33 protein-coding genes are annotated in these 22,857 nt (G+C 57.6%); 31 read left to right on the forward strand and 2 right to left on the reverse strand.

Annotated elements, in window-relative coordinates:
• The first annotated feature begins 6 nt into the window (after nt 1-6).
• From rplB to bfr, 26 genes are all read left to right on the forward strand, one after another.
• Nucleotides 7-831: a 50S ribosomal protein L2 gene (gene rplB / locus F8N66_RS28125; RefSeq protein WP_003210080.1), complete on the forward strand. Its 825-nt coding sequence runs from the start codon at nt 7-9 to the stop codon at nt 829-831.
• Between the two features lie 16 nt (nt 832-847).
• Nucleotides 848-1,123, forward strand: a complete 276-nt coding sequence (gene rpsS, locus F8N66_RS28130; RefSeq protein WP_002555486.1) for a 30S ribosomal protein S19 — start codon at nt 848-850, stop codon at nt 1,121-1,123.
• 11 nt (nt 1,124-1,134) lie between these two features.
• Entirely contained in the window at nt 1,135-1,467 is a 333-nt protein-coding gene (gene rplV, locus F8N66_RS28135; RefSeq protein ID WP_003103908.1) for a 50S ribosomal protein L22, read from the forward strand.
• A 13-nt stretch (nt 1,468-1,480) separates the two neighbouring features.
• A complete protein-coding gene (gene rpsC / locus F8N66_RS28140; protein ID WP_003176422.1) occupies nt 1,481-2,167 on the forward strand; it encodes a 30S ribosomal protein S3 in 687 nt (228 codons plus the stop codon).
• A 12-nt stretch (nt 2,168-2,179) separates the two neighbouring features.
• Nucleotides 2,180-2,593 (forward strand): 50S ribosomal protein L16, encoded by a 414-nt coding sequence (rplP, locus tag F8N66_RS28145; RefSeq protein ID WP_003228729.1) that lies wholly within the window; start codon nt 2,180-2,182, stop codon nt 2,591-2,593.
• Nucleotides 2,593-2,784: a 50S ribosomal protein L29 gene (rpmC, locus tag F8N66_RS28150; RefSeq protein WP_002555481.1), complete on the forward strand. Its 192-nt coding sequence runs from the start codon at nt 2,593-2,595 to the stop codon at nt 2,782-2,784. Before rplP ends, rpmC begins: the two co-directional genes overlap by 1 nt.
• Before the next feature lie 2 nt (nt 2,785-2,786).
• The gene (gene rpsQ, locus F8N66_RS28155; protein ID WP_003176419.1) at nt 2,787-3,053 is read left to right on the forward strand and encodes a 30S ribosomal protein S17; all 267 of its coding nucleotides are present in this window, start codon (nt 2,787-2,789) and stop codon (nt 3,051-3,053) included.
• Nucleotides 3,054-3,076: 23 nt separating this feature from the next.
• Nucleotides 3,077-3,445 (forward strand): 50S ribosomal protein L14, encoded by a 369-nt coding sequence (gene rplN, locus F8N66_RS28160; RefSeq protein WP_002555479.1) that lies wholly within the window; start codon nt 3,077-3,079, stop codon nt 3,443-3,445.
• An 11-nt stretch (nt 3,446-3,456) separates the two neighbouring features.
• Nucleotides 3,457-3,771 (forward strand): 50S ribosomal protein L24, encoded by a 315-nt coding sequence (rplX, locus tag F8N66_RS28165; protein ID WP_003186046.1) that lies wholly within the window; start codon nt 3,457-3,459, stop codon nt 3,769-3,771.
• A gap of 20 nt (nt 3,772-3,791) precedes the next feature.
• Complete coding sequence (gene rplE / locus F8N66_RS28170) at nt 3,792-4,331, forward strand: 50S ribosomal protein L5 (RefSeq protein ID WP_003210069.1); 540 nt, start codon at nt 3,792-3,794, stop codon at nt 4,329-4,331.
• 13 nt (nt 4,332-4,344) lie between these two features.
• On the forward strand, nt 4,345-4,650 hold the full coding sequence (rpsN, locus tag F8N66_RS28175; protein WP_027617689.1) for a 30S ribosomal protein S14: 306 nt from the start codon (nt 4,345-4,347) through the stop codon (nt 4,648-4,650).
• Between the two features lie 209 nt (nt 4,651-4,859).
• Nucleotides 4,860-5,252, forward strand: coding sequence for a 30S ribosomal protein S8 (gene rpsH, locus F8N66_RS28180; protein WP_003228724.1), 393 nt, complete (start codon nt 4,860-4,862; stop codon nt 5,250-5,252).
• Nucleotides 5,253-5,264: 12 nt separating this feature from the next.
• On the forward strand, nt 5,265-5,798 hold the full coding sequence (rplF, locus tag F8N66_RS28185; protein WP_003176412.1) for a 50S ribosomal protein L6: 534 nt from the start codon (nt 5,265-5,267) through the stop codon (nt 5,796-5,798).
• A gap of 10 nt (nt 5,799-5,808) precedes the next feature.
• Entirely contained in the window at nt 5,809-6,159 is a 351-nt protein-coding gene (gene rplR, locus F8N66_RS28190) for a 50S ribosomal protein L18 (protein WP_003186037.1), read from the forward strand.
• Between the two features lie 3 nt (nt 6,160-6,162).
• Complete coding sequence (gene rpsE, locus F8N66_RS28195; protein WP_003186035.1) at nt 6,163-6,663, forward strand: 30S ribosomal protein S5; 501 nt, start codon at nt 6,163-6,165, stop codon at nt 6,661-6,663.
• Nucleotides 6,664-6,665: 2 nt separating this feature from the next.
• Entirely contained in the window at nt 6,666-6,842 is a 177-nt protein-coding gene (gene rpmD / locus F8N66_RS28200; RefSeq protein WP_003176408.1) for a 50S ribosomal protein L30, read from the forward strand.
• A gap of 3 nt (nt 6,843-6,845) precedes the next feature.
• Nucleotides 6,846-7,283, forward strand: a complete 438-nt coding sequence (rplO, locus tag F8N66_RS28205; protein WP_003228720.1) for a 50S ribosomal protein L15 — start codon at nt 6,846-6,848, stop codon at nt 7,281-7,283.
• Complete coding sequence (gene secY, locus F8N66_RS28210) at nt 7,284-8,612, forward strand: preprotein translocase subunit SecY (protein ID WP_003228718.1); 1,329 nt, start codon at nt 7,284-7,286, stop codon at nt 8,610-8,612. It begins immediately after the preceding gene.
• 27 nt (nt 8,613-8,639) lie between these two features.
• On the forward strand, nt 8,640-8,756 hold the full coding sequence (gene rpmJ / locus F8N66_RS28215) for a 50S ribosomal protein L36 (protein WP_002555468.1): 117 nt from the start codon (nt 8,640-8,642) through the stop codon (nt 8,754-8,756).
• A gap of 130 nt (nt 8,757-8,886) precedes the next feature.
• The gene (gene rpsM, locus F8N66_RS28220; RefSeq protein ID WP_009045849.1) at nt 8,887-9,243 is read left to right on the forward strand and encodes a 30S ribosomal protein S13; all 357 of its coding nucleotides are present in this window, start codon (nt 8,887-8,889) and stop codon (nt 9,241-9,243) included.
• A gap of 30 nt (nt 9,244-9,273) precedes the next feature.
• Nucleotides 9,274-9,663: a 30S ribosomal protein S11 gene (gene rpsK / locus F8N66_RS28225; protein WP_002555466.1), complete on the forward strand. Its 390-nt coding sequence runs from the start codon at nt 9,274-9,276 to the stop codon at nt 9,661-9,663.
• 18 nt (nt 9,664-9,681) lie between these two features.
• Nucleotides 9,682-10,302 carry a 30S ribosomal protein S4 gene (gene rpsD, locus F8N66_RS28230; protein WP_003176404.1) on the forward strand — a complete coding sequence of 207 codons (621 nt, stop codon included), beginning with the start codon at nt 9,682-9,684 and terminating at the stop codon, nt 10,300-10,302.
• A 22-nt stretch (nt 10,303-10,324) separates the two neighbouring features.
• Nucleotides 10,325-11,326 carry a DNA-directed RNA polymerase subunit alpha gene (locus tag F8N66_RS28235; RefSeq protein ID WP_007924176.1) on the forward strand — a complete coding sequence of 334 codons (1,002 nt, stop codon included), beginning with the start codon at nt 10,325-10,327 and terminating at the stop codon, nt 11,324-11,326.
• 42 nt (nt 11,327-11,368) lie between these two features.
• Complete coding sequence (gene rplQ, locus F8N66_RS28240) at nt 11,369-11,755, forward strand: 50S ribosomal protein L17 (protein ID WP_024778333.1); 387 nt, start codon at nt 11,369-11,371, stop codon at nt 11,753-11,755.
• A 197-nt stretch (nt 11,756-11,952) separates the two neighbouring features.
• Nucleotides 11,953-13,407 carry a catalase gene (locus F8N66_RS28245; RefSeq protein WP_150773222.1) on the forward strand — a complete coding sequence of 485 codons (1,455 nt, stop codon included), beginning with the start codon at nt 11,953-11,955 and terminating at the stop codon, nt 13,405-13,407.
• Between the two features lie 149 nt (nt 13,408-13,556).
• The gene (bfr, locus tag F8N66_RS28250; RefSeq protein WP_034148071.1) at nt 13,557-14,021 is read left to right on the forward strand and encodes a bacterioferritin; all 465 of its coding nucleotides are present in this window, start codon (nt 13,557-13,559) and stop codon (nt 14,019-14,021) included.
• Between the two features lie 104 nt (nt 14,022-14,125).
• Here the strand turns inward: bfr and uvrA are convergent, their stop codons facing one another.
• The gene (gene uvrA, locus F8N66_RS28255) at nt 14,126-16,960 is read right to left on the reverse strand and encodes an excinuclease ABC subunit UvrA (protein WP_150773223.1); all 2,835 of its coding nucleotides are present in this window, start codon (nt 16,958-16,960) and stop codon (nt 14,126-14,128) included.
• A gap of 191 nt (nt 16,961-17,151) precedes the next feature.
• Between uvrA and F8N66_RS28260 the strand changes: the two genes are divergently transcribed.
• Nucleotides 17,152-18,549 carry an MFS transporter gene (locus tag F8N66_RS28260; protein WP_150773224.1) on the forward strand — a complete coding sequence of 466 codons (1,398 nt, stop codon included), beginning with the start codon at nt 17,152-17,154 and terminating at the stop codon, nt 18,547-18,549.
• Between the two features lie 9 nt (nt 18,550-18,558).
• Nucleotides 18,559-19,077 (forward strand): single-stranded DNA-binding protein, encoded by a 519-nt coding sequence (locus F8N66_RS28265; protein WP_150773225.1) that lies wholly within the window; start codon nt 18,559-18,561, stop codon nt 19,075-19,077.
• 81 nt (nt 19,078-19,158) lie between these two features.
• Here F8N66_RS28265 and F8N66_RS28270 read toward each other — a convergent pair whose 3' ends face one another.
• Entirely contained in the window at nt 19,159-19,710 is a 552-nt protein-coding gene (locus tag F8N66_RS28270; RefSeq protein ID WP_150773226.1) for a cysteine hydrolase family protein, read from the reverse strand.
• Between the two features lie 102 nt (nt 19,711-19,812).
• Here F8N66_RS28270 and F8N66_RS28275 point away from each other — a divergent pair, with 102 nt between their 5' ends.
• From F8N66_RS28275 to F8N66_RS28285, 3 genes are all read left to right on the forward strand, one after another.
• A complete protein-coding gene (locus tag F8N66_RS28275; protein ID WP_150773227.1) occupies nt 19,813-20,805 on the forward strand; it encodes a GlxA family transcriptional regulator in 993 nt (330 codons plus the stop codon).
• Nucleotides 20,806-20,988: 183 nt separating this feature from the next.
• On the forward strand, nt 20,989-22,098 hold the full coding sequence (locus F8N66_RS28280) for a DUF3182 family protein (RefSeq protein WP_150773228.1): 1,110 nt from the start codon (nt 20,989-20,991) through the stop codon (nt 22,096-22,098).
• Entirely contained in the window at nt 22,088-22,846 is a 759-nt protein-coding gene (locus tag F8N66_RS28285) for an alpha/beta hydrolase family protein (protein WP_150773229.1), read from the forward strand. The genes F8N66_RS28280 and F8N66_RS28285 overlap by 11 nt, the downstream gene beginning before the upstream one ends.
• The last annotated feature ends 11 nt before the right edge of the window (nt 22,847-22,857 follow it).

Raw genomic sequence — 22,857 nt, forward strand, 5'->3', positions numbered from 1 at the left:
TGCATCATGGCAATCGTTAAATGCAAACCGACTTCCCCTGGCCGCCGTTTTGTGGTCAAGGTGGTCAACCAGGAGCTGCATAAAGGCGCTCCTCACGCACCGCTGCTCGAGAAGAAATCGAAGACTGGTGGTCGTAACAACAATGGTCGTATTACCACTCGTCACATCGGTGGTGGCCACAAGCAGCATTATCGTCTGGTCGACTTCCGTCGCAACGACAAAGATGGCATCGCTGCCACTGTCGAGCGTATCGAATACGATCCAAACCGTACTGCTCACATCGCTCTGCTGCTGTACGCAGATGGCGAGCGTCGCTACATCATCGCGCCTAAGGGCGTGAGCGCTGGCGACCAGCTGATCGCAGGTGCTCTGGCACCGATCAAGCCGGGCAACGCTTTGCAACTGCGTAACATTCCAGTTGGTAGCACCGTACACGGCATCGAATTGAAGCCAGGTAAAGGCGCTCAGATCGCTCGCTCCGCTGGTGCTTCGGCTCAGCTGATCGCTCGTGAAGGTGTCTACGTGACCCTGCGTCTGCGTTCTGGTGAGATGCGTAAAGTGCTGGCTGAATGCCGCGCGACCCTGGGCGAAGTCTCGAACTCCGAGCACAGCCTGCGTTCGCTGGGTAAAGCTGGTGCCAAACGCTGGCGTGGCGTTCGCCCAACCGTTCGTGGTGTTGCCATGAACCCGGTTGACCACCCACATGGTGGTGGTGAAGGTCGTACCTCTGGTGGTCGTCATCCGGTATCGCCATGGGGCTTCCCGACTAAGGGCGCGAAGACTCGTGGTAATAAGCGTACCGACAAAATGATCGTCCGTCGTCGCAAGTAAATAGAGGGATACGACAGTGCCACGTTCTCTGAAAAAAGGTCCTTTTATCGATCTTCACCTACTGAAGAAGATCGAAGTGGCGGCGGAAAAGAACGATCGCAAACCAGTTAAAACCTGGTCGCGTCGTTCGATGATCCTGCCACAAATGGTCGGTCTGACCATCGCAGTACACAACGGTCGTCAGCACGTCCCAGTTCTCGTGAACGAAGACATGGTCGGCCACAAACTGGGCGAGTTCGCCGGTACCCGCACTTATCGCGGGCACGTGGCTGACAAGAAAGCCAAGCGTTAAGGGGTTAGGAAATGGAAGTAGCCGCTAAGTTGTCGGGCGCTCGAATCTCCGCCCAGAAAGCCCGCTTGGTCGCCGACCAGATCCGCGGGAAGAAGGTGGGCGAAGCGCTCAACCTGTTGGCTTTCAGCAGTAAGAAAGCCGCCGAGATCATGAAGAAAGTGCTGGAGTCGGCCGTAGCCAACGCCGAGCATAACGAAGGCGCAGACGTTGATGACCTTAAGGTCAGCACCGTTTTCGTCAACGAAGGGCGTTCGCTGAAGCGCATCATGCCACGTGCCAAAGGCCGTGCTGATCGCATCGTCAAGCGGTCTTGCCATATCACTGTCAAGGTTGCTGACAAGTAACGGAGTCGAAGAGATGGGTCAGAAAGTACATCCCATTGGCATTCGCCTGGGAATCGTCAAGGAGCACACCTCCGTCTGGTACGCAGACGGTCGGACTTATGCGGACTACTTGTTCGCTGATCTGAAGGTGCGTGAGTATCTCCAAGACAAACTAAAAAGCGCGTCCGTAAGCCGTATCGATATCCATCGTCCGGCCCAAACTGCACGTATCACCATCCACACCGCTCGTCCAGGTATCGTTATCGGGAAGAAAGGTGAAGATGTTGAGAAACTGCGCCAGGACCTGACCAAGCAAATGGGTGTGCCTGTGCACATCAATATCGAAGAGATCCGCAAGCCGGAGCTCGACGGTATGCTGGTTGCGCAGAGCGTAGCTCAGCAGCTGGAGCGTCGCGTAATGTTCCGTCGCGCTATGAAGCGCGCTGTACAGAACGCAATGCGCATTGGTGCCAAAGGCATCAAAATCCAAGTGAGCGGTCGTCTCGGCGGTGCTGAAATCGCACGTACTGAATGGTATCGCGAAGGTCGTGTGCCACTGCACACCCTGCGTGCCGACATCGACTATGCCAACTACGAAGCTCACACCACTTACGGTGTGATCGGTGTAAAGGTTTGGATCTTCAAAGGCGAAGTAATTGGTGGTCGCCAAGAAGAACTGAAACCACAAGCACCAGCGCCTCGTAAAAAAGCTGCTAAGTAAGGGGTACGCCAAATGTTGCAACCAAAGCGTACGAAGTTCCGCAAGCAAATGACCGGTCACAACCGTGGCCTGGCATTGCGCGGTAGCAAAGTCAGCTTCGGCGAGTTCGCGCTGAAGTCTGTTGCTCGTGGTCGTCTCACCGCTCGTCAGATCGAGTCAGCGCGTCGTGCTCTGACCCGTCACGTAAAACGTGGCGGCAAGATCTGGATCCGTGTATTCCCGGACAAGCCGATCTCCAAGAAGCCTCTCGAAGTGCGGATGGGTAAAGGTAAGGGTAACGTGGAATACTGGGTTGCCCAGATTCAGCCAGGCAAAGTCCTGTATGAAATCGAGGGTGTTTCTGAAGAGCTGGCGCGTGAGGCTTTCGCCCTGGCTGCTGCAAAGCTGCCGCTCGCCACCTCCTTTGTTAAACGGACGGTGATGTGATGAAAGCGAATGAACTTCGTGAAAAATCCGCACAGCAGCTGAACGAGCAACTGCTCGGCTTGCTGCGCGACCAGTTCAATCTGCGCATGCAGAAAGCAACTGGCCAGTTGGGGCAGTCTCATCTGCTCTCGCAAGTTAAGCGTGACATCGCTCGCGTGAAGACTGTGCTCAACCAGCAGGCAGGTAAGTAATCATGGCTGAAGCCGAAAAAACTGTCCGTACGCTGACTGGCCGTGTTGTCAGCGACAAGATGGACAAAACCATCACCGTTCTGATCGAGCGTCGCGTTAAGCACCCGATCTACGGTAAATACGTTAAGCGTTCGACTAAGCTGCACGCGCACGACGAAACCAATCAGTGCCACATCGGCGACAAAGTCACTATTCGTGAAACTCGTCCTTTGGCCAAGACCAAGTCTTGGGCGCTGGTTGATGTTCTCGAACGCGCTGTGGAAGTCTAAGGACTAGGGGTCGGAGAAATTATATGATTCAGACTCAATCCATGCTCGATGTGGCCGATAACAGCGGCGCTCGCCGCGTTATGTGCATCAAGGTGCTGGGTGGCTCCCATCGTCGTTACGCTGGTATCGGTGACATCATCAAAGTGACCGTCAAGGAAGCAATTCCTCGCGGTAAAGTGAAAAAAGGCCAAGTGATGACTGCTGTTGTAGTCCGCACTCGTCACGGCGTACGTCGTGCTGATGGCTCCATTATCCGCTTTGATGGCAACGCTGCTGTTCTTCTGAACAACAAGCAAGAGCCGATCGGCACCCGTATCTTTGGGCCAGTGACCCGTGAACTTCGTACTGAGAAGTTCATGAAGATCGTCTCGCTCGCCCCAGAAGTGCTGTAAGGAGATCCGACATGCAAAAGATTCGTCGTGACGACGAGATCATCGTGATCGCCGGCAAAGACAAAGGTAAGCGCGGTAAGGTGCTGAAGGTTCTTGCTGACAACCGTCTGGTTGTTGGTGGTCTGAACCTGGTCAAGCGTCATACCAAGCCTAACCCGATGTCGGGCGTACAGGGCGGTATCGTCGAGAAAGAAGCGCCACTGCACGCTTCCAACGTCGCCATCTTCAACGGCGAAACCAACAAGGCTGACCGCGTTGGTTTCAAAGTAGAAGACGGTAAGAAAATTCGTGTCTTCAAGTCGACCCAAAAAGCGGTTGATGCTTGAACACTGCTAGGTAGAAGACCATGGCACGACTAAAAGAGATTTACCGGAAGGAAATCGCTCCGAAACTTAAGGAAGAACTTAAGCTTTCGAACGTGATGGAAGTTCCGCGCGTTACCAAGATCACCCTGAACATGGGTCTGGGCGAAGCGATCGGCGACAAAAAAGTCATCGAGCACGCTGTTGCTGACCTGGAAAAGATCACCGGCCAGAAAGTCGTTGTGACCTACGCTCGCAAATCCATCGCTGGCTTCAAAGTCCGCGAAGGATGGCCGATCGGCGTCAAAGTGACCCTGCGCCGTGAGCGTATGTACGAGTTCCTGGATCGTCTGCTGTCGATCTCCCTGCCTCGGGTTCGCGACTTCCGCGGCCTGAATGCCAAGTCCTTCGATGGTCGTGGCAACTACAGCATGGGCGTGAAAGAGCAGATCATTTTCCCGGAAATCGACTACGACAAGATCGATGCTCTCCGCGGTCTGGACATTACCCTGACCACCACTGCCAAGAACGATGACGAAGGCCGCGCTCTGCTGCGTGCTTTCAAATTCCCGTTCCGCAACTGATTGGAGTAGGAAAATGGCCAAGAAGAGCATGAAGAACCGTGAGCTGAAGCGTCAGCTCACCGTTGCCAAGTACGCCAAAAAGCGTGCAGCACTGAAAGCAATCATCGTTGATCTGAACGCAAGTCCAGAAGCGCGTTGGGAAGCTACAGTTGCTCTGCAAAAGCAGCCACGTGACGCTAGCGCTTCGCGCATGCGTAACCGCTGCCGCCTGACCGGTCGTCCACACGGCGTTTACCGCAAGTTCGGCCTTGGCCGTAACAAACTGCGTGAAGCGGCAATGCGTGGTGACGTACCAGGTCTGGTTAAAGCCAGCTGGTAAGTACTTTCGAAGTCTCGGCGTTCGGGTTTGCAAGAACCTGACCGTCGGTGGCCTTGAATCTGGATCAAGCCCCTTTTGGGGCTTGATTCATTTCTGGGGTGTGTCTAGAATACCCGGCTCGCCTGAGCCCGTGTTTTCTATGCTCGGAGATTCTCGGCGACACGTAGTAGCCGCAAGGCTAATTTTTCTGTATTAGGAGCGTCTAGCCCATGAGTATGCAGGACCCGTTAGCGGACATGCTAACTCGAATCCGTAATGCCCAGATGGCTGAAAAGTCCGTCGTAAGCATGCCATCTTCCACGTTGAAGGTAGCTGTTGCCAAAGTCCTGAAGGACGAAGGTTACATTGCGGGTTATCAGATCAGCAGCGAAACCAAACCACTGCTGTCTATCGAGCTGAAATACTTCGAAGGCCGTCCGGTTATCGAAGAAGTGAAGCGCGTTAGCCGTCCAGGCCTGCGTCAGTACAAGTCCGTCGAAGATCTGCCGAAAGTTCGTGGCGGTCTCGGTGTGTCTATCGTCTCCACCAACAAAGGTGTGATGACTGATCGTGCTGCGCGCGCTGCCGGTGTCGGCGGCGAAGTTCTTTGCACTGTGTTCTAAGGGGGGATAAGCATGTCTCGCGTCGCTAAGAACCCCGTTAAGCTGCCAGCCGGCGTCGAAGTAAAATTCGCAGGCCAACAGCTTTCGGTGAAGGGTGCCAAGGGCACTCTCGAACTGAACATCCATTCGTCCGTTGAGATCGTTGAAGAAGCTGGTGAGCTGCGTTTCGCTGCTCGCAATGGCGATCAACAGACTCGCGCAATGGCTGGTACCACTCGTGCGTTGGTTAACAACATGGTCCAAGGCGTAAGCCAAGGCTTCGAGCGCAAGCTCCAGCTGGTCGGTGTTGGTTACAAAGCGCAAGCAAAAGGCACAGTGCTGAACCTGGCTCTTGGCTTCTCGCACCCAGTGGATTACGAACTGCCGGAAGGCATCACCGCTGAGACTCCTAGCCAGACCGATATCCTGATCAAGGGCATCGACAAGCAGCTGGTAGGTCAAGTGGCCGCCGAGATCCGCGACTTCCGTCCACCAGAGCCGTACAAAGGCAAAGGTGTGCGCTACGCGGACGAAGTCGTCCGTCGTAAAGAAGCCAAGAAGAAGTAGGGCATAGCAAATGACCGACAAAAAAGTTACTCGACTGCGTCGCGCTCGCAAAGCACGCCTGAAAATGCACGAACTCGAAGTCGTGCGTCTCTGCGTGTTCCGCTCTTCGCAGCACATCTACGCCCAGGTCATTTCGGCCGACGGCAACAAAGTCCTGGCAAGCGCCTCGACTTTGGATAAAGAACTGCGTGATGGCGCCACTGGCAACATCGACGCGGCCACTAAGGTTGGCCAGCTGGTCGCTACGCGTGCTAAGGCCGCTGGCGTCTCGCAGGTGGCTTTCGACCGCTCTGGCTTCAAGTACCACGGCCGCGTTAAAGCGCTGGCTGATGCTGCTCGTGAAGCTGGGCTGGAGTTCTAAGTTATGTCAAATAACGACCAAAAGCGCGACGAAGGCTACATCGAGAAGCTGGTTCAAGTTAACCGCGTAGCCAAAACCGTTAAAGGCGGCCGTATCTTCACTTTCACTGCGTTGACCGTGGTTGGTGATGGTAAAGGGCGTGTTGGCTTCGGCCGTGGCAAGTCGCGTGAAGTGCCTGCTGCGATCCAGAAGGCAATGGAAGCTGCTCGCCGCAACATGATCCAGGTTGATCTGAACGGCACTACCCTGCAGTACGCAATGAAGTCCGCTCACGGCGCTTCGAAGGTGTACATGCAGCCTGCTTCTGAAGGTACCGGTATCATCGCTGGCGGCGCAATGCGTGCCGTTCTCGAAGTTGCTGGCGTTCAGAACGTTCTGGCCAAGTGCTACGGCTCGACTAACCCGGTAAACGTGGTTCACGCCACTTTCAAGGGTTTGAAAGCAATGCAGTCTCCTGAATCCATTGCCGCCAAGCGTGGCAAAAGCGTCAAGGAGATCTTCTGATCATGGCTACCGTTAAAGTTACGCTGATCAAAAGCATGACCGGCCGCATCCCTAACCACAAACTGTGCGTTAAGGGTCTGGGTCTGCGTCGCATCGGTCACACTGTAGAAGTCCAGGATACTCCCGAGAATCGCGGGATGATCAACAAGGCTTACTACATGCTGCGTGTCGAGGGTTAATCGATGAAACTCAATGATCTGAGTCCAGCGCCGGGTTCCCGTCGCGAAAAGCATCGTCCGGGCCGTGGTATCGGTAGCGGTTTGGGTAAGACTGGTGGCCGTGGTCACAAAGGTCAGACTTCCCGCTCCGGTGGCACCATTGCTCCAGGCTTTGAAGGCGGTCAACAGCCGCTGCATCGTCGCCTGCCGAAGTTCGGTTTCGTTTCCCTGAAGGCCATGGACCGCGCAGAAGTGCGTCTGTCCGAGCTGGCTAAAGTGGAAGGCGACATCGTCACCGTGCAGTCCCTGAAAGATGCCAACGTGATCAACGTCAACGTTCAGCGTGTGAAAATCATGCTGTCCGGCGAAGTTACTCGCGCTGTCACCATCGGAAAGGGAATCGGCGCCACCAAAGGTGCGCGTGCGGCTATCGAAGCAGCTGGCGGCAAGTTCGAGGAATAAATGGCTAAGCAAGGTGCTCTCTCTGCGCTCGGCAAAGGCGGTATGTCTGAACTCTGGGCTCGTCTGCGTTTTCTGTTCCTGGCGATTATCGTCTACCGAATAGGCGCACACATCCCGGTTCCAGGTATCAACCCGGACCGACTCGCGGACCTGTTTCGACAGAATGAGGGGACCATTCTTAGCTTGTTCAACATGTTTTCCGGCGGCGCGCTGGAACGGATGAGCATTTTTGCGCTGGGGATCATGCCGTACATTTCGGCATCGATCATCATGCAATTGATGACAGCCGTCAGCCCGCAGCTGGAGCAGTTGAAGAAGGAAGGTGAAGCTGGCCGTCGCAAGATCAGCCAGTACACCCGCTACGGCACTGTCGTCCTCGCTCTTGTTCAGGCTATTGGCATGTCCATTGGTCTGGCGGGGCAGGGCGTTGCGTTCACTGGTGACTTTGGCTTCCATTTCGTCGCGGTATCCACGTTTGTGGCTGGTGCGATGTTCATGATGTGGCTGGGTGAGCAGATTACTGAGCGTGGTGTTGGCAACGGTATCTCGATGTTGATTTTTTCGGGTATCGTCGCCGGTCTTCCGAGAGCGATCGGGCAGTCTTTCGAGTCTGCGCGTCAGGGTGATATCAACATCTTTGCCCTGGTTGCCATCGGTTTGCTGGCAGTAGCGATTATCGGTTTCGTGGTGTTCATTGAGCGTGGTCAGCGTCGTATTGCTGTTCACTACGCCAAGCGTCAGCAGGGCCGCAAGGTCTTCGCTGCGCAGACCAGCCACTTGCCGCTGAAGGTGAACATGGCCGGTGTTATTCCGGCTATTTTCGCGAGCAGCATCTTGCTGTTCCCGGCTTCGTTGGGTGCCTGGTTCGGCCAGTCTGAAGGTATGGGCTGGTTGCAGGACATCTCGCAGTCGATCGCTCCTGGTCAGCCGTTGAATATTCTGCTGTTTAGTGCAGGGATTATTTTCTTCTGCTTCTTCTATACGGCGTTGATGTTCAATCCGAAAGACGTAGCGGAAAACCTGAAGAAGTCCGGTGCCTTTATTCCGGGCATCCGTCCAGGTGAGCAGTCTGCGCGCTACATTGATGGCGTTCTGACTCGCTTGACCATGTTCGGTGCTCTTTACATGACGGCCGTCTGCCTGTTGCCCCAGTTCCTGGTGGTTGCAGCCAACGTACCGTTCTACCTTGGCGGGACCTCGTTGCTGATCGTGGTCGTGGTTGTGATGGACTTCATGTCCCAAGTACAATCGCACCTCGTTTCGCACCAGTACGAATCCCTGATGAAGAAAGCCAACCTGAAGGGTTACGGCAGCGGCATGTTGCGCTGAGTACCCATAAGGTTCGAGGAGTTGGTGATGAAAGTTCGTGCATCGGTGAAAAAGCTGTGCCGTAACTGCAAGATTATTCGCCGCGAAGGTGTTGTTCGAGTAATTTGCAGCGCGGAACCGCGTCACAAACAGCGCCAAGGCTGAGTGTGATTGTGCTTCAAGCCCGGCAGCTAGTGCGCTGCCGGGTTGATTATTTGTTATTACAGCGATATTATCTCGCGCCCTATTTCTTGGCTTCCGGGGCGTAGGTAGCTGTCAATTGGAGTCCCACTGAATGGCCCGTATTGCAGGCGTTAACATTCCAGATAACAAGCATACTGTTATCTCGCTGACCTACATCTATGGTGTTGGTCGCACTACTGCACAGAAAATTTGTGCAGAGACTGGGGTAAACCCAGCAGCAAAGATCAAAGATCTGAGCGACGAGCAAATTGAACAGCTGCGTGGCGAAGTGGCGAAGTTCACCACTGAAGGTGACCTGCGTCGCGAAATCAACATGAAAATCAAGCGCTTGATGGACCTCGGTTGCTATCGCGGTCTGCGTCATCGTCGTGGTCTGCCAGTACGCGGTCAGCGTACCAAGACCAACGCGCGTACCCGTAAAGGTCCGCGTAAGCCGATCCGCAAGTAATCGCCCCAGCGAATCGACAGGAATTTAATCATGGCAAAACCTGCTGCTCGTCCTCGTAAAAAAGTTAAAAAGACAGTGGTTGATGGCATCGCCCACATCCATGCATCTTTTAACAACACCATCGTGACCATTACCGACCGTCAAGGTAACGCTCTTTCCTGGGCTACCTCCGGTGGTTCGGGTTTCCGCGGTTCCCGCAAGTCCACCCCGTTTGCCGCTCAAGTAGCTGCTGAACGTGCTGGTCAAGCTGCGCTGGAATACGGCCTGAAAAACCTCGACGTCAACGTCAAAGGTCCAGGTCCAGGTCGTGAATCCGCAGTCCGCGCTTTGAACGGCTGTGGCTACAAGATCGCCAGCATCACCGACGTGACGCCAATCCCGCACAACGGGTGCCGTCCGCCGAAGAAGCGCCGCGTGTAATCCAGGAGATTGTAAAGAATGGCTCGTTACATTGGTCCAAAATGCAAACTCGCTCGTCGCGAAGGCACCGATCTCTTCCTGAAGAGCGGCGTGCGCGCGATCGAATCGAAGTGCAACATTGAAGCAGCACCTGGTATCCACGGCCAACGCCGCGGTCGCCAGTCCGATTACGGCACCCAACTGCGTGAAAAGCAGAAAGTACGTCGTATCTACGGCGTTCTCGAGCGTCAATTCAGCGGCTACTACAAAGAAGCTGCTGGCAAGAAAGGCGCAACCGGCGAAAACCTGTTGCAGCTGCTCGAATGCCGTCTGGACAACGTTGTATACCGTATGGGCTTTGGTTCGACTCGTGCCGAATCCCGTCAGCTGGTATCGCACAAGTCGATCAGCGTAAACGGTCAAACCGTTAACGTTCCGTCCTACCAGGTTCGTGCTGGTGACGTGGTCGCTGTTCGCGAGAAAGCAAAAAACCAACTTCGCATTGTCCAAGCTCTCGATCTGTGTGCCCAACGTGGCCGCGTAGAATGGGTAGAAGTAGACACTGAGAAGAAGTCGGGCGTTTTCAAGAACGTTCCAGCTCGCAGTGATCTGTCCGCCGACATCAACGAAAGCCTGATTGTCGAGCTCTACTCCAAGTAAGGGCTAGAAAATAGGTGCATCCATGCAGATTTCGGTAAATGAGTTCCTGACACCCCGCCACATTGATGTGCAGGTTGTCAGTCCAACCCGCGCCAAGATCACTCTCGAGCCTCTCGAGCGTGGCTTTGGCCACACCCTGGGCAACGCGCTGCGCCGCATCCTGTTGTCCTCAATGCCCGGCTGTGCAGTAGTCGAGGCCGAGATTGACGGTGTGCTCCACGAGTACAGCGCCATCGAAGGTGTACAGGAAGACGTAATTGAAATCCTGTTGAACCTTAAAGGTCTGGCTATCAAGCTGCACGGCCGTGACGAAGTTACGCTGACCTTGTCGAAGAAGGGTTCGGGGGTGGTTACCGCTGCCGATATTCAGCTGGATCATGATGTCGAGATCGTTAATCCCGATCACGTAATCGCTAACCTGGCGTCTAATGGCGCCCTGAACATGAAGCTCGTAGTAGCTCGTGGTCGTGGTTATGAACCGGCCGACTCGCGTCAGAGCGATGAGGACGAAAGCCGCAGCATCGGTCGCTTGCAGCTTGACTCTTCGTTCAGCCCGGTTCGCCGCATCGCATACGTGGTGGAAAACGCCCGTGTCGAGCAGCGTACTAACCTGGACAAGCTGGTTATTGATCTGGAAACCAACGGTACTCTGGATCCTGAAGAGGCTATCCGCCGCGCTGCAACCATTCTGCAACAGCAGTTGGCTGCGTTCGTCGACCTCAAAGGTGACAGCGAACCAGTGGTAATCGAGCAGGAAGACGAGATCGATCCGATCCTGCTTCGCCCGGTTGACGATCTGGAACTGACTGTACGTTCGGCTAACTGCCTTAAGGCGGAAAACATCTACTACATCGGCGACCTGATTCAGCGTACCGAAGTAGAGCTGTTGAAGACTCCGAACCTTGGCAAGAAATCCTTGACTGAAATCAAGGACGTTCTGGCCTCCCGCGGTCTGTCCCTCGGCATGCGCCTCGACAACTGGCCGCCTGCAAGTCTTAAGAAGGACGACAAGGCGACTGCCTGATCGTCGTAATCACCGAACGTAGTGTTTGGTAAGGAATGAACCATGCGTCATCGTAAAAGTGGTCGTCACCTGAGCCGCACCAGCTCGCACCGCAAGGCCATGTTCCAAAACATGGCGGTGTCGCTGTTCGAGCACGAGCTGATCAAAACTACTCTGCCAAAAGCTAAAGAACTGCGTCGCGTTGCTGAGCCGCTGATCACTTTGGCCAAGACAGACAGCCTGGCTAACCGCCGTCTGGCTTTCGACCGTACTCGTTCGAAAGCTATCGTTGGTAAGCTCTTCAACGACCTGGGCAAGCGTTACGCTACCCGTGAGGGTGGCTACCTGCGCATCCTCAAGTGCGGTTTCCGCGCTGGCGACAACGCGCCTATGGCGTACGTCGAGTTGGTTGATCGTGCTACCGGCGGTGAAGCTGTATCCGCTGAGTAAGACGTCAGTCTGAAACAAAGAACCGGGCCTAGTGCCCGGTTTTTTGTGGGCGTTTCAAAAGTACTGGCCCGTTCAAGTTAATTAGTTTTTCTCTATCGATTGAGGAGATCTAATGAATTAGATGATGTCATGTTGATCGTCGATACTTCCCTAAGCCGATTAGCCGGCCGTTTGAGACCGATAAAGGAAGAGATCGCATGAGCCATAATAAAACCCTTACCACCGCCAGCGGCGCTCCGGTCGCCGACAACCAGAATTCCCGCTCTGCCGGCCCACGTGGCCCGCTGCTGCTCGACGACTTCCATCTGATCGAGAAGCTCGCTCACTTCAATCGTGAAAATATCCCTGAGCGTCGTGTTCACGCCAAGGGTTCGGGGGCTTACGGTACGTTTACCGTTACCCGTGATATCACCCAGTACACTAGCGCGAAACTGTTTGAATCGATCGGCAAGCAAACGCCGACCTTCCTGCGATTCTCCACCGTCGGTGGCGAACGGGGCTCGGCTGATACCGAGCGCGATCCGCGTGGCTTCGCATTGAAGTTCTACACCGAGGAAGGAAACTGGGACATTGTGGGTAACAACACGCCAGTGTTCTTTATCCGAGATCCGTTGAAGTTCCCGGACTTTATCCACACCCAGAAGCGCCTGCCGCAAAGCAACCTCAAGAGTGCCCAGGCGATGTGGGACTTCTGGTCGCACTCTCCCGAGGCTTTGCACCAGGTCACGATCCTGTTTTCCGATCGCGGAATCCCTGATGGATACCGTCACATGCACGGTTTCGGTAGCCATACCTACAGCCTCATCAACGCCACTGGTGAGCGCCACTGGGTCAAATGGCACTACAAGACCCAACAGGGGATCAAGAACCTGGCACCGGCGGAAGCTGCGCGCCTGGCCGGCACCGATCCTGATTACGCGCAGAGAGACTTGTTCGAGGCTATTGAGCGCGGCGAGTACCCGAAATGGAGCGTGTGCATCCAGGTAATGACCGAGGCCCAGGCCGCCGCGCACTATGAGAACCCCTTCGATGTCACTAAAACCTGGTCGCAGAAAGAGTTCCCGTTGATAGAGGTAGGTGTCCTGGAACTCAACCGGAATCCTCTGAACTACTTCGCAGAAGTTGAGCAAGCCGCTTTCGGCCCCAGCAATATGGTGCCGGGGGTGGGACTGTCGCCAGACCGAATGCTGCAAGGCCGTGTGTTCGCCTACGCCGATGCGCACCGCTACCGTATTGGCACCAATCACCAGCAACTGCCGGTGAACGCCCCACGTAGCCCGGTCAATACCTACCAGCGCGATGGTTCGATGGCATTTGGCAGCAATGGTGGTGCGACGCCGAACTACGAGCCGAACAGCTACGTCGATTCGCCGAAGCAGGCGCCTCGGTACGCCGAACCTGCGTTGGCACTGAGCGGTGCGGCCGATCGGTACGATCATCGCGAAGACACGGACTACTACAGTCATGCCGGCGCGCTCTTCCGCCTGATGAGTGACCAGCAGAAGGCGTTGCTGGTGGGCAACATCGCGGGAGCGATGGCGGGTGTATCGAGTGATGTCGTCGACCGTCAATTGCAGCATTTCTTCCGGGCCGATCCAGCGTATGGAGAAGCAATCGCAACGCTGCTCAACGTACAGCTTAACGAAGTCTAAACGAGAAGCATAACCGCCTGCATTTGGGCGGTTTTTGCGTTATTTCAGCTGCTTTTCTCAGAATATCTTCGCTTTTATTGCGTCTTGCGAGTGACGTTATGGCCGGGTTGGTTCAAACTACAGACTTTCAAGCAGGGAGATGTAGGGCGATGCAAGGCCACCCAGACGTTATCGATTACCTCAACACGTTGCTGACCGGCGAACTGGCCGCGCGTGACCAATATTTCGTTCACTCGCGGATGTATGAGGACTGGGGATTCACCAAGCTCTACGAACGAATCAACCACGAGATGGAAGAAGAAGCGGGTCATGCTGACGCGCTGATGCGCCGGATCCTGATGCTGGAAGGTACGCCGCGCATGCGTCCAGACGATCTCGATGTAGGCACCACCGTGCCGGAGATGCTCGAAGCCGATTTGCGTCTGGAGTACAAAGTCCGCGCTGCGCTGTGTAAGGGCATCGCGCTCTGCGAGCAGCACAAGGACTATGTCAGCCGCGAGATGTTGCGTATTCAGCTCAACGATACCGAAGAAGATCACACTTACTGGCTGGAAAAACAGTTGGGCCTGATAAAATTGATCGGTCTGGAGAATTACCTGCAATCCCACGCTTGATCTAGCGGACGCTATCGCGAGCCAGCTTTGCTCCCGCAGAGCGAGCGGATTCAAAAAAGCCCCTGTCACTGTTGTAGTGACAGGGGCTTTTTCATGGAGCGGAATCAGGCCCGATCACGTTCCAGCAGCGGTTTGAGGTAGTAACCGGTATGAGATTGCTTCATCTCGGCGACTTCTTCCGGTGTACCGACGGCAATGATCTGACCGCCTTTGGAGCCGCCTTCCGGCCCCAAGTCCACCAGCCAGTCGGCGGTCTTGATCACGTCCAGGTTGTGCTCGATCACCACCACCGTATTACCGTGGTCGCGCAGTCGATGCAGCACGTCGAGCAACTGCTGGATATCCGCGAAGTGCAGGCCGGTTGTCGGTTCGTCGAGGATGTACAGGGTCTTGCCGGTATCGCGCTTGGACAGCTCGCGGGACAGCTTGACGCGCTGGGCCTCACCGCCCGAGAGGGTGGTCGCCGATTGCCCCAGCTTGATGTAGGACAGGCCGACATCCATCAGCGTCTGGAGCTTGCGCGCCAGGGCCGGTACCGCGTCAAAGAACTCCCGGGCTTCCTCGATGGTCATTTCGAGGGTCTCGTGGATGCTCTTGCCTTTGTACTTGATCTCCAGGGTTTCGCGGTTGTAGCGCTTGCTCTTGCAGACGTCGCACGGCACATAGATGTCCGGCAGGAAGTGCATTTCCACCTTGATCAGGCCATCGCCCTGACAGGCTTCGCAGCGCCCCCCCTTCACGTTGAATGAGAACCGGCCCGGGCCATAGCCGCGGGAGCGGGATTCCGGCACGCCGGCGAACAGCTCGCGAATCGGCGTGAACAACCCGGTGTAAGTCGCCGGATTCGAACGCGGGGTGCGTCCGATCGGGCTTTGGTCGATATCGACGACTTTATCCAGGTGCTCCAGACCCTTGATGCTGTCGTGGGCAGCGGCTTCGAGGGTGGTTGCGCCATTCAGCGCCGTGGCACTCAAAGGAAACAGCGTGTTGTTGATCAGCGTCGATTTGCCTGAGCCGGACACGCCGGTGACACAGGTCAGCAGACCAATCGGGATGTCCAGGTCGACATTGCGCAAGTTGTTGCCACGGGCGCCCTTGAGCGACAGCGACAGCTTCTTGTTACGTGGCGTGCGTTTGGCCGGGACAGCGATTTTCACGCGGCCCGACAGGTATTTGCCGGTAAGGGAATCCGGATGCGACATCACTTCGGCAGGCGTGCCCTCGGCCACGATATGGCCGCCATGAACGCCGGCGCCCGGGCCGATATCCACCACGTAGTCCGCCAGGCGAATCGCATCTTCGTCGTGCTCGACCACGATCACCGTATTACCGATGTCGCGCAGGTGTTTCAGGGTGCCGAGCAGGCGATCGTTATCCCGTTGGTGCAATCCGATCGAAGGTTCGTCGAGGATGTAGAGAACGCCGACCAAACCCGCACCGATCTGGCTGGCCAGTCGAATGCGCTGCGCCTCACCGCCTGACAGCGTATCCGCGCTTCGGTCCAGCGACAGGTAGTCGAGGCCGACGTTGACCAGGAACTGCAGGCGTTCGCGAATTTCCTTGAGAATCTTGTCGGCAATCTCGCCGCGGCGGCCGGTCAGTTTCAGCTCGCCGAAATAATCGCAGGCATCGCCGATGGGCAGGTTGGTCACCGCCGGCAGGGTTTTCTCGCCCACCCACACATGCCTTGCTTCACGTCGCAGGCGAGTGCCGCGGCAGTCCGGGCAGGACTGGGTGCTCAGGAACTTGGCCAGCTCTTCGCGAACCGAAGCCGACTCGGTTTCGCGATAGCGACGTTCCAGGTTCGGCACGATGCCTTCGAACGGGTGCGAGCGCTTGACGATGTCGCCCCGGTCATTCAGGTATTTGAAGTCGACGTTTTGCGAGCCGCTGCCGTGAAGGATCTGCTTCTGCTGATCGGCTGGCAGTTCGTTGAACGGTACTTCCAGGCTGAATTTGAAGTGGGACGCCAGCGAGCCGAGCATCTGGAAATAATAGACGTTGCGCCGGTCCCAGCCGCGAATCGCACCTTCGGCCAGGGTCAGTTCGCCATTGACCAATCGCTTGATGTCAAAGAACTGTTTCACCCCCAGGCCATCGCAGGTCGGGCAAGCGCCGGCCGGGTTGTTGAAGGAAAACAGTTTCGGCTCGAGTTCGCTGATGGCATGGCCGCAAATCGGGCAGGCGAAGCGCGCGGAGAAGATCATCTCCTCGCCCGGTTCATCGTCCATGGGCGCCACCAGGGCAATGCCGTCCGCCAGCTTCAGCGCGGTCTCGAAGGATTCGGCCAGGCGTTGTTGCAGGTCGGCCCGGACCTTGAAGCGATCGACCACGACGTCGATGGTATGTTTTTTCTGTTTGTCGAGCTTGGGCGCTTCGTCCAGCTCATACAGCTTGCCGTTGATCCGGGCGCGAACGAAACCCTGGGCTCGCAGCTCTTCAAAGACCGAAAGGTGCTCGCCCTTGCGCTCGCGGATCACCGGGGCCAGCAGCATAAGTTTGCTGCCTTCCGGCTGGGCCAGGACCAGGTCGACCATCTGGCTGACGGTCTGCGCTTCCAGCGGGATGTCGTGGTCCGGGCAGCGCGGGATACCGACGCGCGCATACAGCAGACGCAGGTAGTCGTAGATCTCGGTGATGGTGCCGACGGTCGAACGCGGGTTGTGCGAGGTCGACTTCTGCTCGATGGAGATCGCCGGCGACAGGCCTTCGATGGTGTCGACGTCAGGCTTCTCCATCATCGACAGGAACTGGCGGGCATAAGCCGACAGCGATTCGACGTAGCGGCGCTGGCCTTCGGCGTACAGTGTGTCGAAGGCCAGGGACGACTTGCCGGAGCCGGACAGGCCGGTGATGACGATCAGCTTGTCCCGTGGCAGGGTCAGGTCGATGTTCTTCAGGTTGTGGGTTCGAGCCCCACGAATCAGGATCTTGTCCAAAGTGGCCTCGCACGGCGGGCGTCGAAAACGTAGGAGTATACGGCCAAATACTGGATGGATGCACACTATCGAATGATGTCATTGCAGCCTTTGATGAAAGCTCTGTCATCTACACGCGGCAAAGCGTCGCGATATACCCTGCCAATCGATCGGACTGGTAGAATCGGCGCCGGTTCACATGAGGTTTTTCCATGCACGATCCCCACAGCGAACGCATGAGTGGCAGCGAGACCCGCGCGGCAAGCGGTCTGGCCCTGGTGTTCGCCTTCCGTATGCTTGGCATGTTCATGGTCTTGCCGGTACTGGCGACCTATGGCATGGATCTGGCGGGAGCGACCCCGGCCCTTATCGGGCTGGCGATTGGCGCTTATGGCCTGACCCAGGCGATTTTCCAGATTCCCTTTGGCTTCATTTCCGACCGCATCGGCCGTCGCCCGGTGATTTACCTCGGGCTGATCGTCTTCGCCCTCGGCAGCTTGCTGGCGGCGAATGCCGATTCGATCTGGGGCGTGATCGCCGGGCGAATCCTGCAAGGTGCCGGGGCGATTTCCGCTGCCGTCATGGCGTTGCTGTCGGACCTGACCCGTGAGCAGCATCGAACCAAGGCCATGGCCATGATCGGCATGACCATTGGCCTGTCGTTCGCCGTTGCGATGGTCGTCGGCCCCTTGCTGACTCGCGCTTTCGGCCTGTCCGGGTTGTTCCTTGCCACCGGCGGCATGGCACTGTTCGGCATTGTCATCGTGATGTTCATGGTGCCGCGCTCAACCGGTCCGTTGCAGCACCGCGAATCCGGTGTCGCCCGCCAGGCCTTGATACCGACGCTCAAGCACCCGGACCTGTTGCGTCTGGACCTGGGCATCTTTGTGTTACACGCGATGTTGATGTCGAGCTTCGTTGCCTTGCCGCTGGCGCTGGTCGAGAAAGCCGGGCTGCCCAAGGAGCAGCACTGGTGGGTGTACCTGACCGCGCTGCTGATTTCGTTCTTCGCCATGATCCCGTTCATTATCTATGGCGAGAAGCGACGCAAAATGAAACGAGTTTTGCTCGGTGCCGTCGTGACGCTGATGCTCACTGAACTATTCTTCTGGCAGTTCGGCGATAGCTTGCGGGCTCTGGTGATCGGGACGGTGGTGTTCTTCACCGCGTTCAATCTGCTGGAGGCTTCACTGCCGTCGCTGATCAGCAAGGTTTCACCGGCGGGGGGCAAAGGGACGGCCATGGGGGTGTATTCCACCAGCCAATTCCTCGGTTCGGCACTGGGCGGTATCCTCGGTGGCTGGATGTTCCAGCATGGCGGTTTGTCGGCTGTGTTCCTGGGATGCGCCGGTCTGGCTGCCCTCTGGCTGGCCTTTGCTGTTACCATGCGTGAACCTCCCTACGTGACAAGCCTGCGCTTGCCGTTGTCGCCCGAGGCGATCCGCGAAGCGGGTCTGGTTGAGCGCCTGAAGGCTGTCGTAGGGGTAACAGATGCAGTGATCGTCGCCGATGAAGCGGCGATTTACATCAAATTGGACACCGAACTATTGGATCGCACCACCCTTGAACGCCTGGTGAACAACCCGGCCGGGGCAGCGTGCGTAGCCTAGGAGAACGTAATGGCCCGTGGGGTTAACAAAGTCATATTGGTCGGCACTTGCGGCCAGGATCCTGAAGTCCGCTACCTGCCGAACGGCAACGCCGTGACCAACCTGAGTCTGGCCACCAGCGAACAATGGACCGACAAGCAAACCGGCCAGAAAGTCGAAAAGACTGAATGGCACCGTGTGTCGATGTTCGGCAAAGTTGCAGAAATCGCCGGCGAATACCTGCGTAAAGGTTCGCAGGTCTACATCGAAGGCAAGCTGCAGACCCGCGAGTGGGAAAAAGACGGTATCAAGCGTTACACCACCGAAATCGTGGTCGACATGCAAGGCACCATGCAACTGCTGGGTGGCCGTCCACAGCAGGGCGACCAACAAGGCGGGGGCAACAACTACCAGCAGTCCGCCCCGGCTCCACGCCAGCAGGCTCCGCGTCCGCAGTCGGCACCGCAACAGTCGCGCCCGGCTCCCCAGCAGGCCGCTCCACAGCCGGCTCCGGACTTCGACAGCTTTGATGACGATATTCCGTTCTAAGCAGCTGCTTTCCCGGACGGCATAAATAAAAAGGCCCGTAGCGATCATTCGCTACGGGCCTTTTGCGTTTAAGGGGTTTGATCAGTTGGCCCCGAGAAACTCGTCAGTGGACACCACCTTGGCGTAGGCAAAACCCAGGGCCGACATGAACGCGGCGTGGACGTGAGCCGCCGGAACGGTCAGGCCATTGAACTCCAGGTCCCGGGAGGCACAGGCGTCGTGAATCACCGTGACGCTGTAACCGAAGTCATTGGCCGCGCGGGTAATGCCGTCGATGCACATGTGGCTCATGCTGCCGGCAACCACCAGTTCCTTGATGCCTTGCTCGTCGAGTATCGATTTCAGTTCGGTTTCGCGGAACGAGTTGACGAAGTGTTTGAGTACCACTGGCTCGTTGCCCTGGTTGAGCACTTTGGGGTGCAGTTTGGCCCCTTCGGAGCCCGGGGTGAAGAACGGTGCGGCGTCGGAGGTGAATTCGTGGCGGATGTGCACCACCGAATCACCGGCCTCGCGGAAAGCCTTGAGCAGGCGGACGGCGTTGTCCGCGGCGGCATCGGCGCCGGCCAGCGGCCACTTGCCTTGGGGGAAGTAGTCGTTCTGGATATCGACTACGATGAGTGCTTGCTTGGCCATGACTGTTTCCTCGAAGTGCGGGTTGGGTGTGGAATCAAGTATTGGCGCTGGCGGGCCGTGCGGGGATTGGCCGCACCGACAATAGAAGGGGGAAAACTGACAATGGATGCACAAAGGGCAATCGCTGAACTGGGTGTGTTGATCTATCCCGGCGCGCAGATGGCGGCGGTGCATGGGTTGACGGACCTGTTCGGGGTGGCCAACCGGATCGCCGCCGAGCACCAGGCAGCGCAGTTGCCGCTGCTGCGCGTCAGCCATTGGCAGGTCGATGGCGACCAACCGCCCGCGCGGGTCTACGACAGCCACGACGGTGCGGACGGCGCCCTGGTGGCCGTTCTGATTCCACCGTCGATTGCCGGCTTCTGCGAAGGCCAGGCACCGCAGGCTCTGCTTCACTGGCTTCGCCAGCAACACGCCAATGGCGCGACCCTGGGCGGCGTTTGCGTGGGGTCGCTGCTGTTGGCCGAAAGCGGCCTGCTCGACGGTCGAAGTGCCACGACCCACTGGACGTCGGCCAAATCATTTGCCGAGCGCTATCCGGCGATCAAGCTCAAGGCCGATACGCCCATCGTCGATGACGGCGACCTGATCACCACCGCCGGGCTGATGGCCTGGTCCGAACTGGGCCTGCGCCTGGTGGATCGCCTGCTGGGGCCGAGCATCGCCACCGGCACTGCACGTTTTCTGGTGGTGGAACACAGCGACAGCGCCAGTGAGTGCGGCAGCAACTTTGCGCCGATCCTCAGCCATGGCGACGCTTCGATTCTCAAGGTGCAGCACTGGCTGCAAAGCACCGGGGCCACCGATGTGTCGCTGACGGCAATGGCCGAGCGGGCCGGGCTGGAGGAGCGCACGTTCCTGCGCCGCTTCCGTGCGGCCACCGGACTCAAGCCGACGGAGTACTGCCAGCACCTGCGAGTCGGCAAGGCCCGGGAAATGCTCGAATTCACCAATGGCACCATCGATCACATTGCCTGGACCGTGGGCTATCAGGATCCGGGGGCGTTTCGCTCCACGTTCAAGAAAATCACCGGGCTGGCGCCGAGCGATTACCGCACGCGGTTTGGGGTGACCCCCCTTGCGGCAACACGCTAGTTCTTCATAGGGATCGTGCAAAATGCCGGAACTTTGAAGTCTCTCGTGCAGAATCAAACAGGCCTCATGCCATTACTGCTGGCATAACCCTCTGATACAAAATGCGTTTCCAGCCAATCCCGCTTGGCCTGATCCCTGCACCCCCTTCCTCCACATCATCCAGCAATGATTGAAGGGGGATGCATGACCTCAACACACCGCAAGAAAAGGGTGGTCGCTCATTCCGTGCGTCCCGATGCGCCCCGGCATGAAGTGGAAACCAATCGCGCCCTGGCCAAGTGGCTGGCGCAAATCCTCGGGCTCAAGTTCGGTGGCATTTACGACCCGGAGCAGCATCGCGGTCAGGACATTTACTGGCTGCCGACCCAGACGCTGGTGGGCGCGGCCGCCGCCCGGCAACTGGGTGTCACCGGGCCGGAGGATTTATGGGGCGGTTACGTGGAGCATGACTTCATCTGCACCAAGGCGATCAGTCACGGTTTGCTCAACCGGCATGCCCATGCGCCACCGGGTTGGGCGCCGTTGTTTTCCGAACGGGTGCGCAGCGTGGTGCTCGACGGCCTCAGCGTGTTTTCCCTCGACGATGCACGGCCCGCGGCGCAGCATTTGCTCTACAGCGGCCCGATCCGTCTCAAGCCCATTCATGCCTGCGCCGGGCGTGGCCAGGAGGTGATCAGCAGCCTCGACCAGTTCGACGAAATCCTCGCCCGGCCCGACGCCAGGGCCCTGTTCAGCGAAGGCGTGGTGTTGGAGCAGGACCTGGACCAGGTGATCACCCACAGCGTCGGTCAGAGTTTTATCGGCGACAGGCAATTGAGTTACTGCGGTGATCAATACCTGACCGAGGATGCCCACGGCGAGCAGGTGTATGGCGGTTCCAACCTGCTGGTGGTGCAAGGCGACTATGACGTCCTGCTGGCGCTGGATTTGCCCGATGAGGTGCGGTTGGCGATCAAGCAGGCGCAAGTATTTGACCGTGCGGCGGACGAAGCCTATCCCGGTTTCTATGCCTCGCGGCGCAATTACGACATCGCCCAGGGCCTGGCCAGCGATGGCCAGCAACGCAGTGGCGTGCTCGAACAATCCTGGCGCATGGGCGGGGCCAGCAGTGCCGAGGTGGCGGCCTTGCAGAGCTTCGTCAATGACCCGCAGATGCGCGCGATCCGGGTGTCTTCGGTGGAAACCTACATCGATCAACCGCTGCCGGCGGATGCCATTGAGGTGTACCGTGGTCCGGCGCAAAACAGTGATTTCCTGCTCAAGTACGTAACGGTCAAATCCTATGACGGCTAGAAGCGAAAGCATTCAAATCGACATCGACGATGAACAGATGAGCGGGACGTTTCTCAGTCCCAAATCGAAGGTCCCCGGCGTGTTGTTCGTGCACGGCTGGGGCGGCAGCCAGGAGCGGGACCTGGAGCGGGCCAAGGGGATCGCGGGGCTCGGGTGTGTGTGCCTGACGTTCGACTTGCGCGGGCACACCGGTGGCACGGGGATCCCGCTGACCCGGGTCACTCGCGAAGATAACCTGCGCGACCTGCTGGCGGCCTACGACCGTTTGCTCGCGCACCCGGCGCTCGACACCTCGGCGATTGCCGTGGTGGGCACCAGCTACGGCGGTTACCTGGCCTCGATCCTCACGTCGCTGCGCCCGGTGCGCTGGCTGGCGCTGCGAGTGCCGGCGCTGTATCGCGACGATCAGTGGCACACGCCAAAGCGCGATCTGGACAAGCTCGACTTGCGCGATTACCGCGCCACGCTGGTGCGCGCCGACACTAACCGGGCGCTGCATGCCTGCTCGCAATTTACCGGGGATGTGTTGCTGGTCGAATCGGAAACCGATGACTACGTGCCCCACGCGACGATCATGAGTTACCGCGCGGCGTGCCAGCAGACTCACTCGCTGACGCACCGAATCATCGACGGTGCCGATCATGCGCTGAGCGAACCGGTTTCCCAGCAGGCCTACACCTCGATCCTGGTGGGCTGGATTACCGAGATGGTGGTGGGGGAGCGGTTGAGCATTATTCAGTCCAAGTGATTGGGTGTTCT

Origin of the sequence: Pseudomonas fluorescens, from assembly GCF_902498195.1 — a bacterium.
Taxonomy (GTDB): domain Bacteria; phylum Pseudomonadota; class Gammaproteobacteria; order Pseudomonadales; family Pseudomonadaceae; genus Aquipseudomonas; species Aquipseudomonas fluorescens_BU.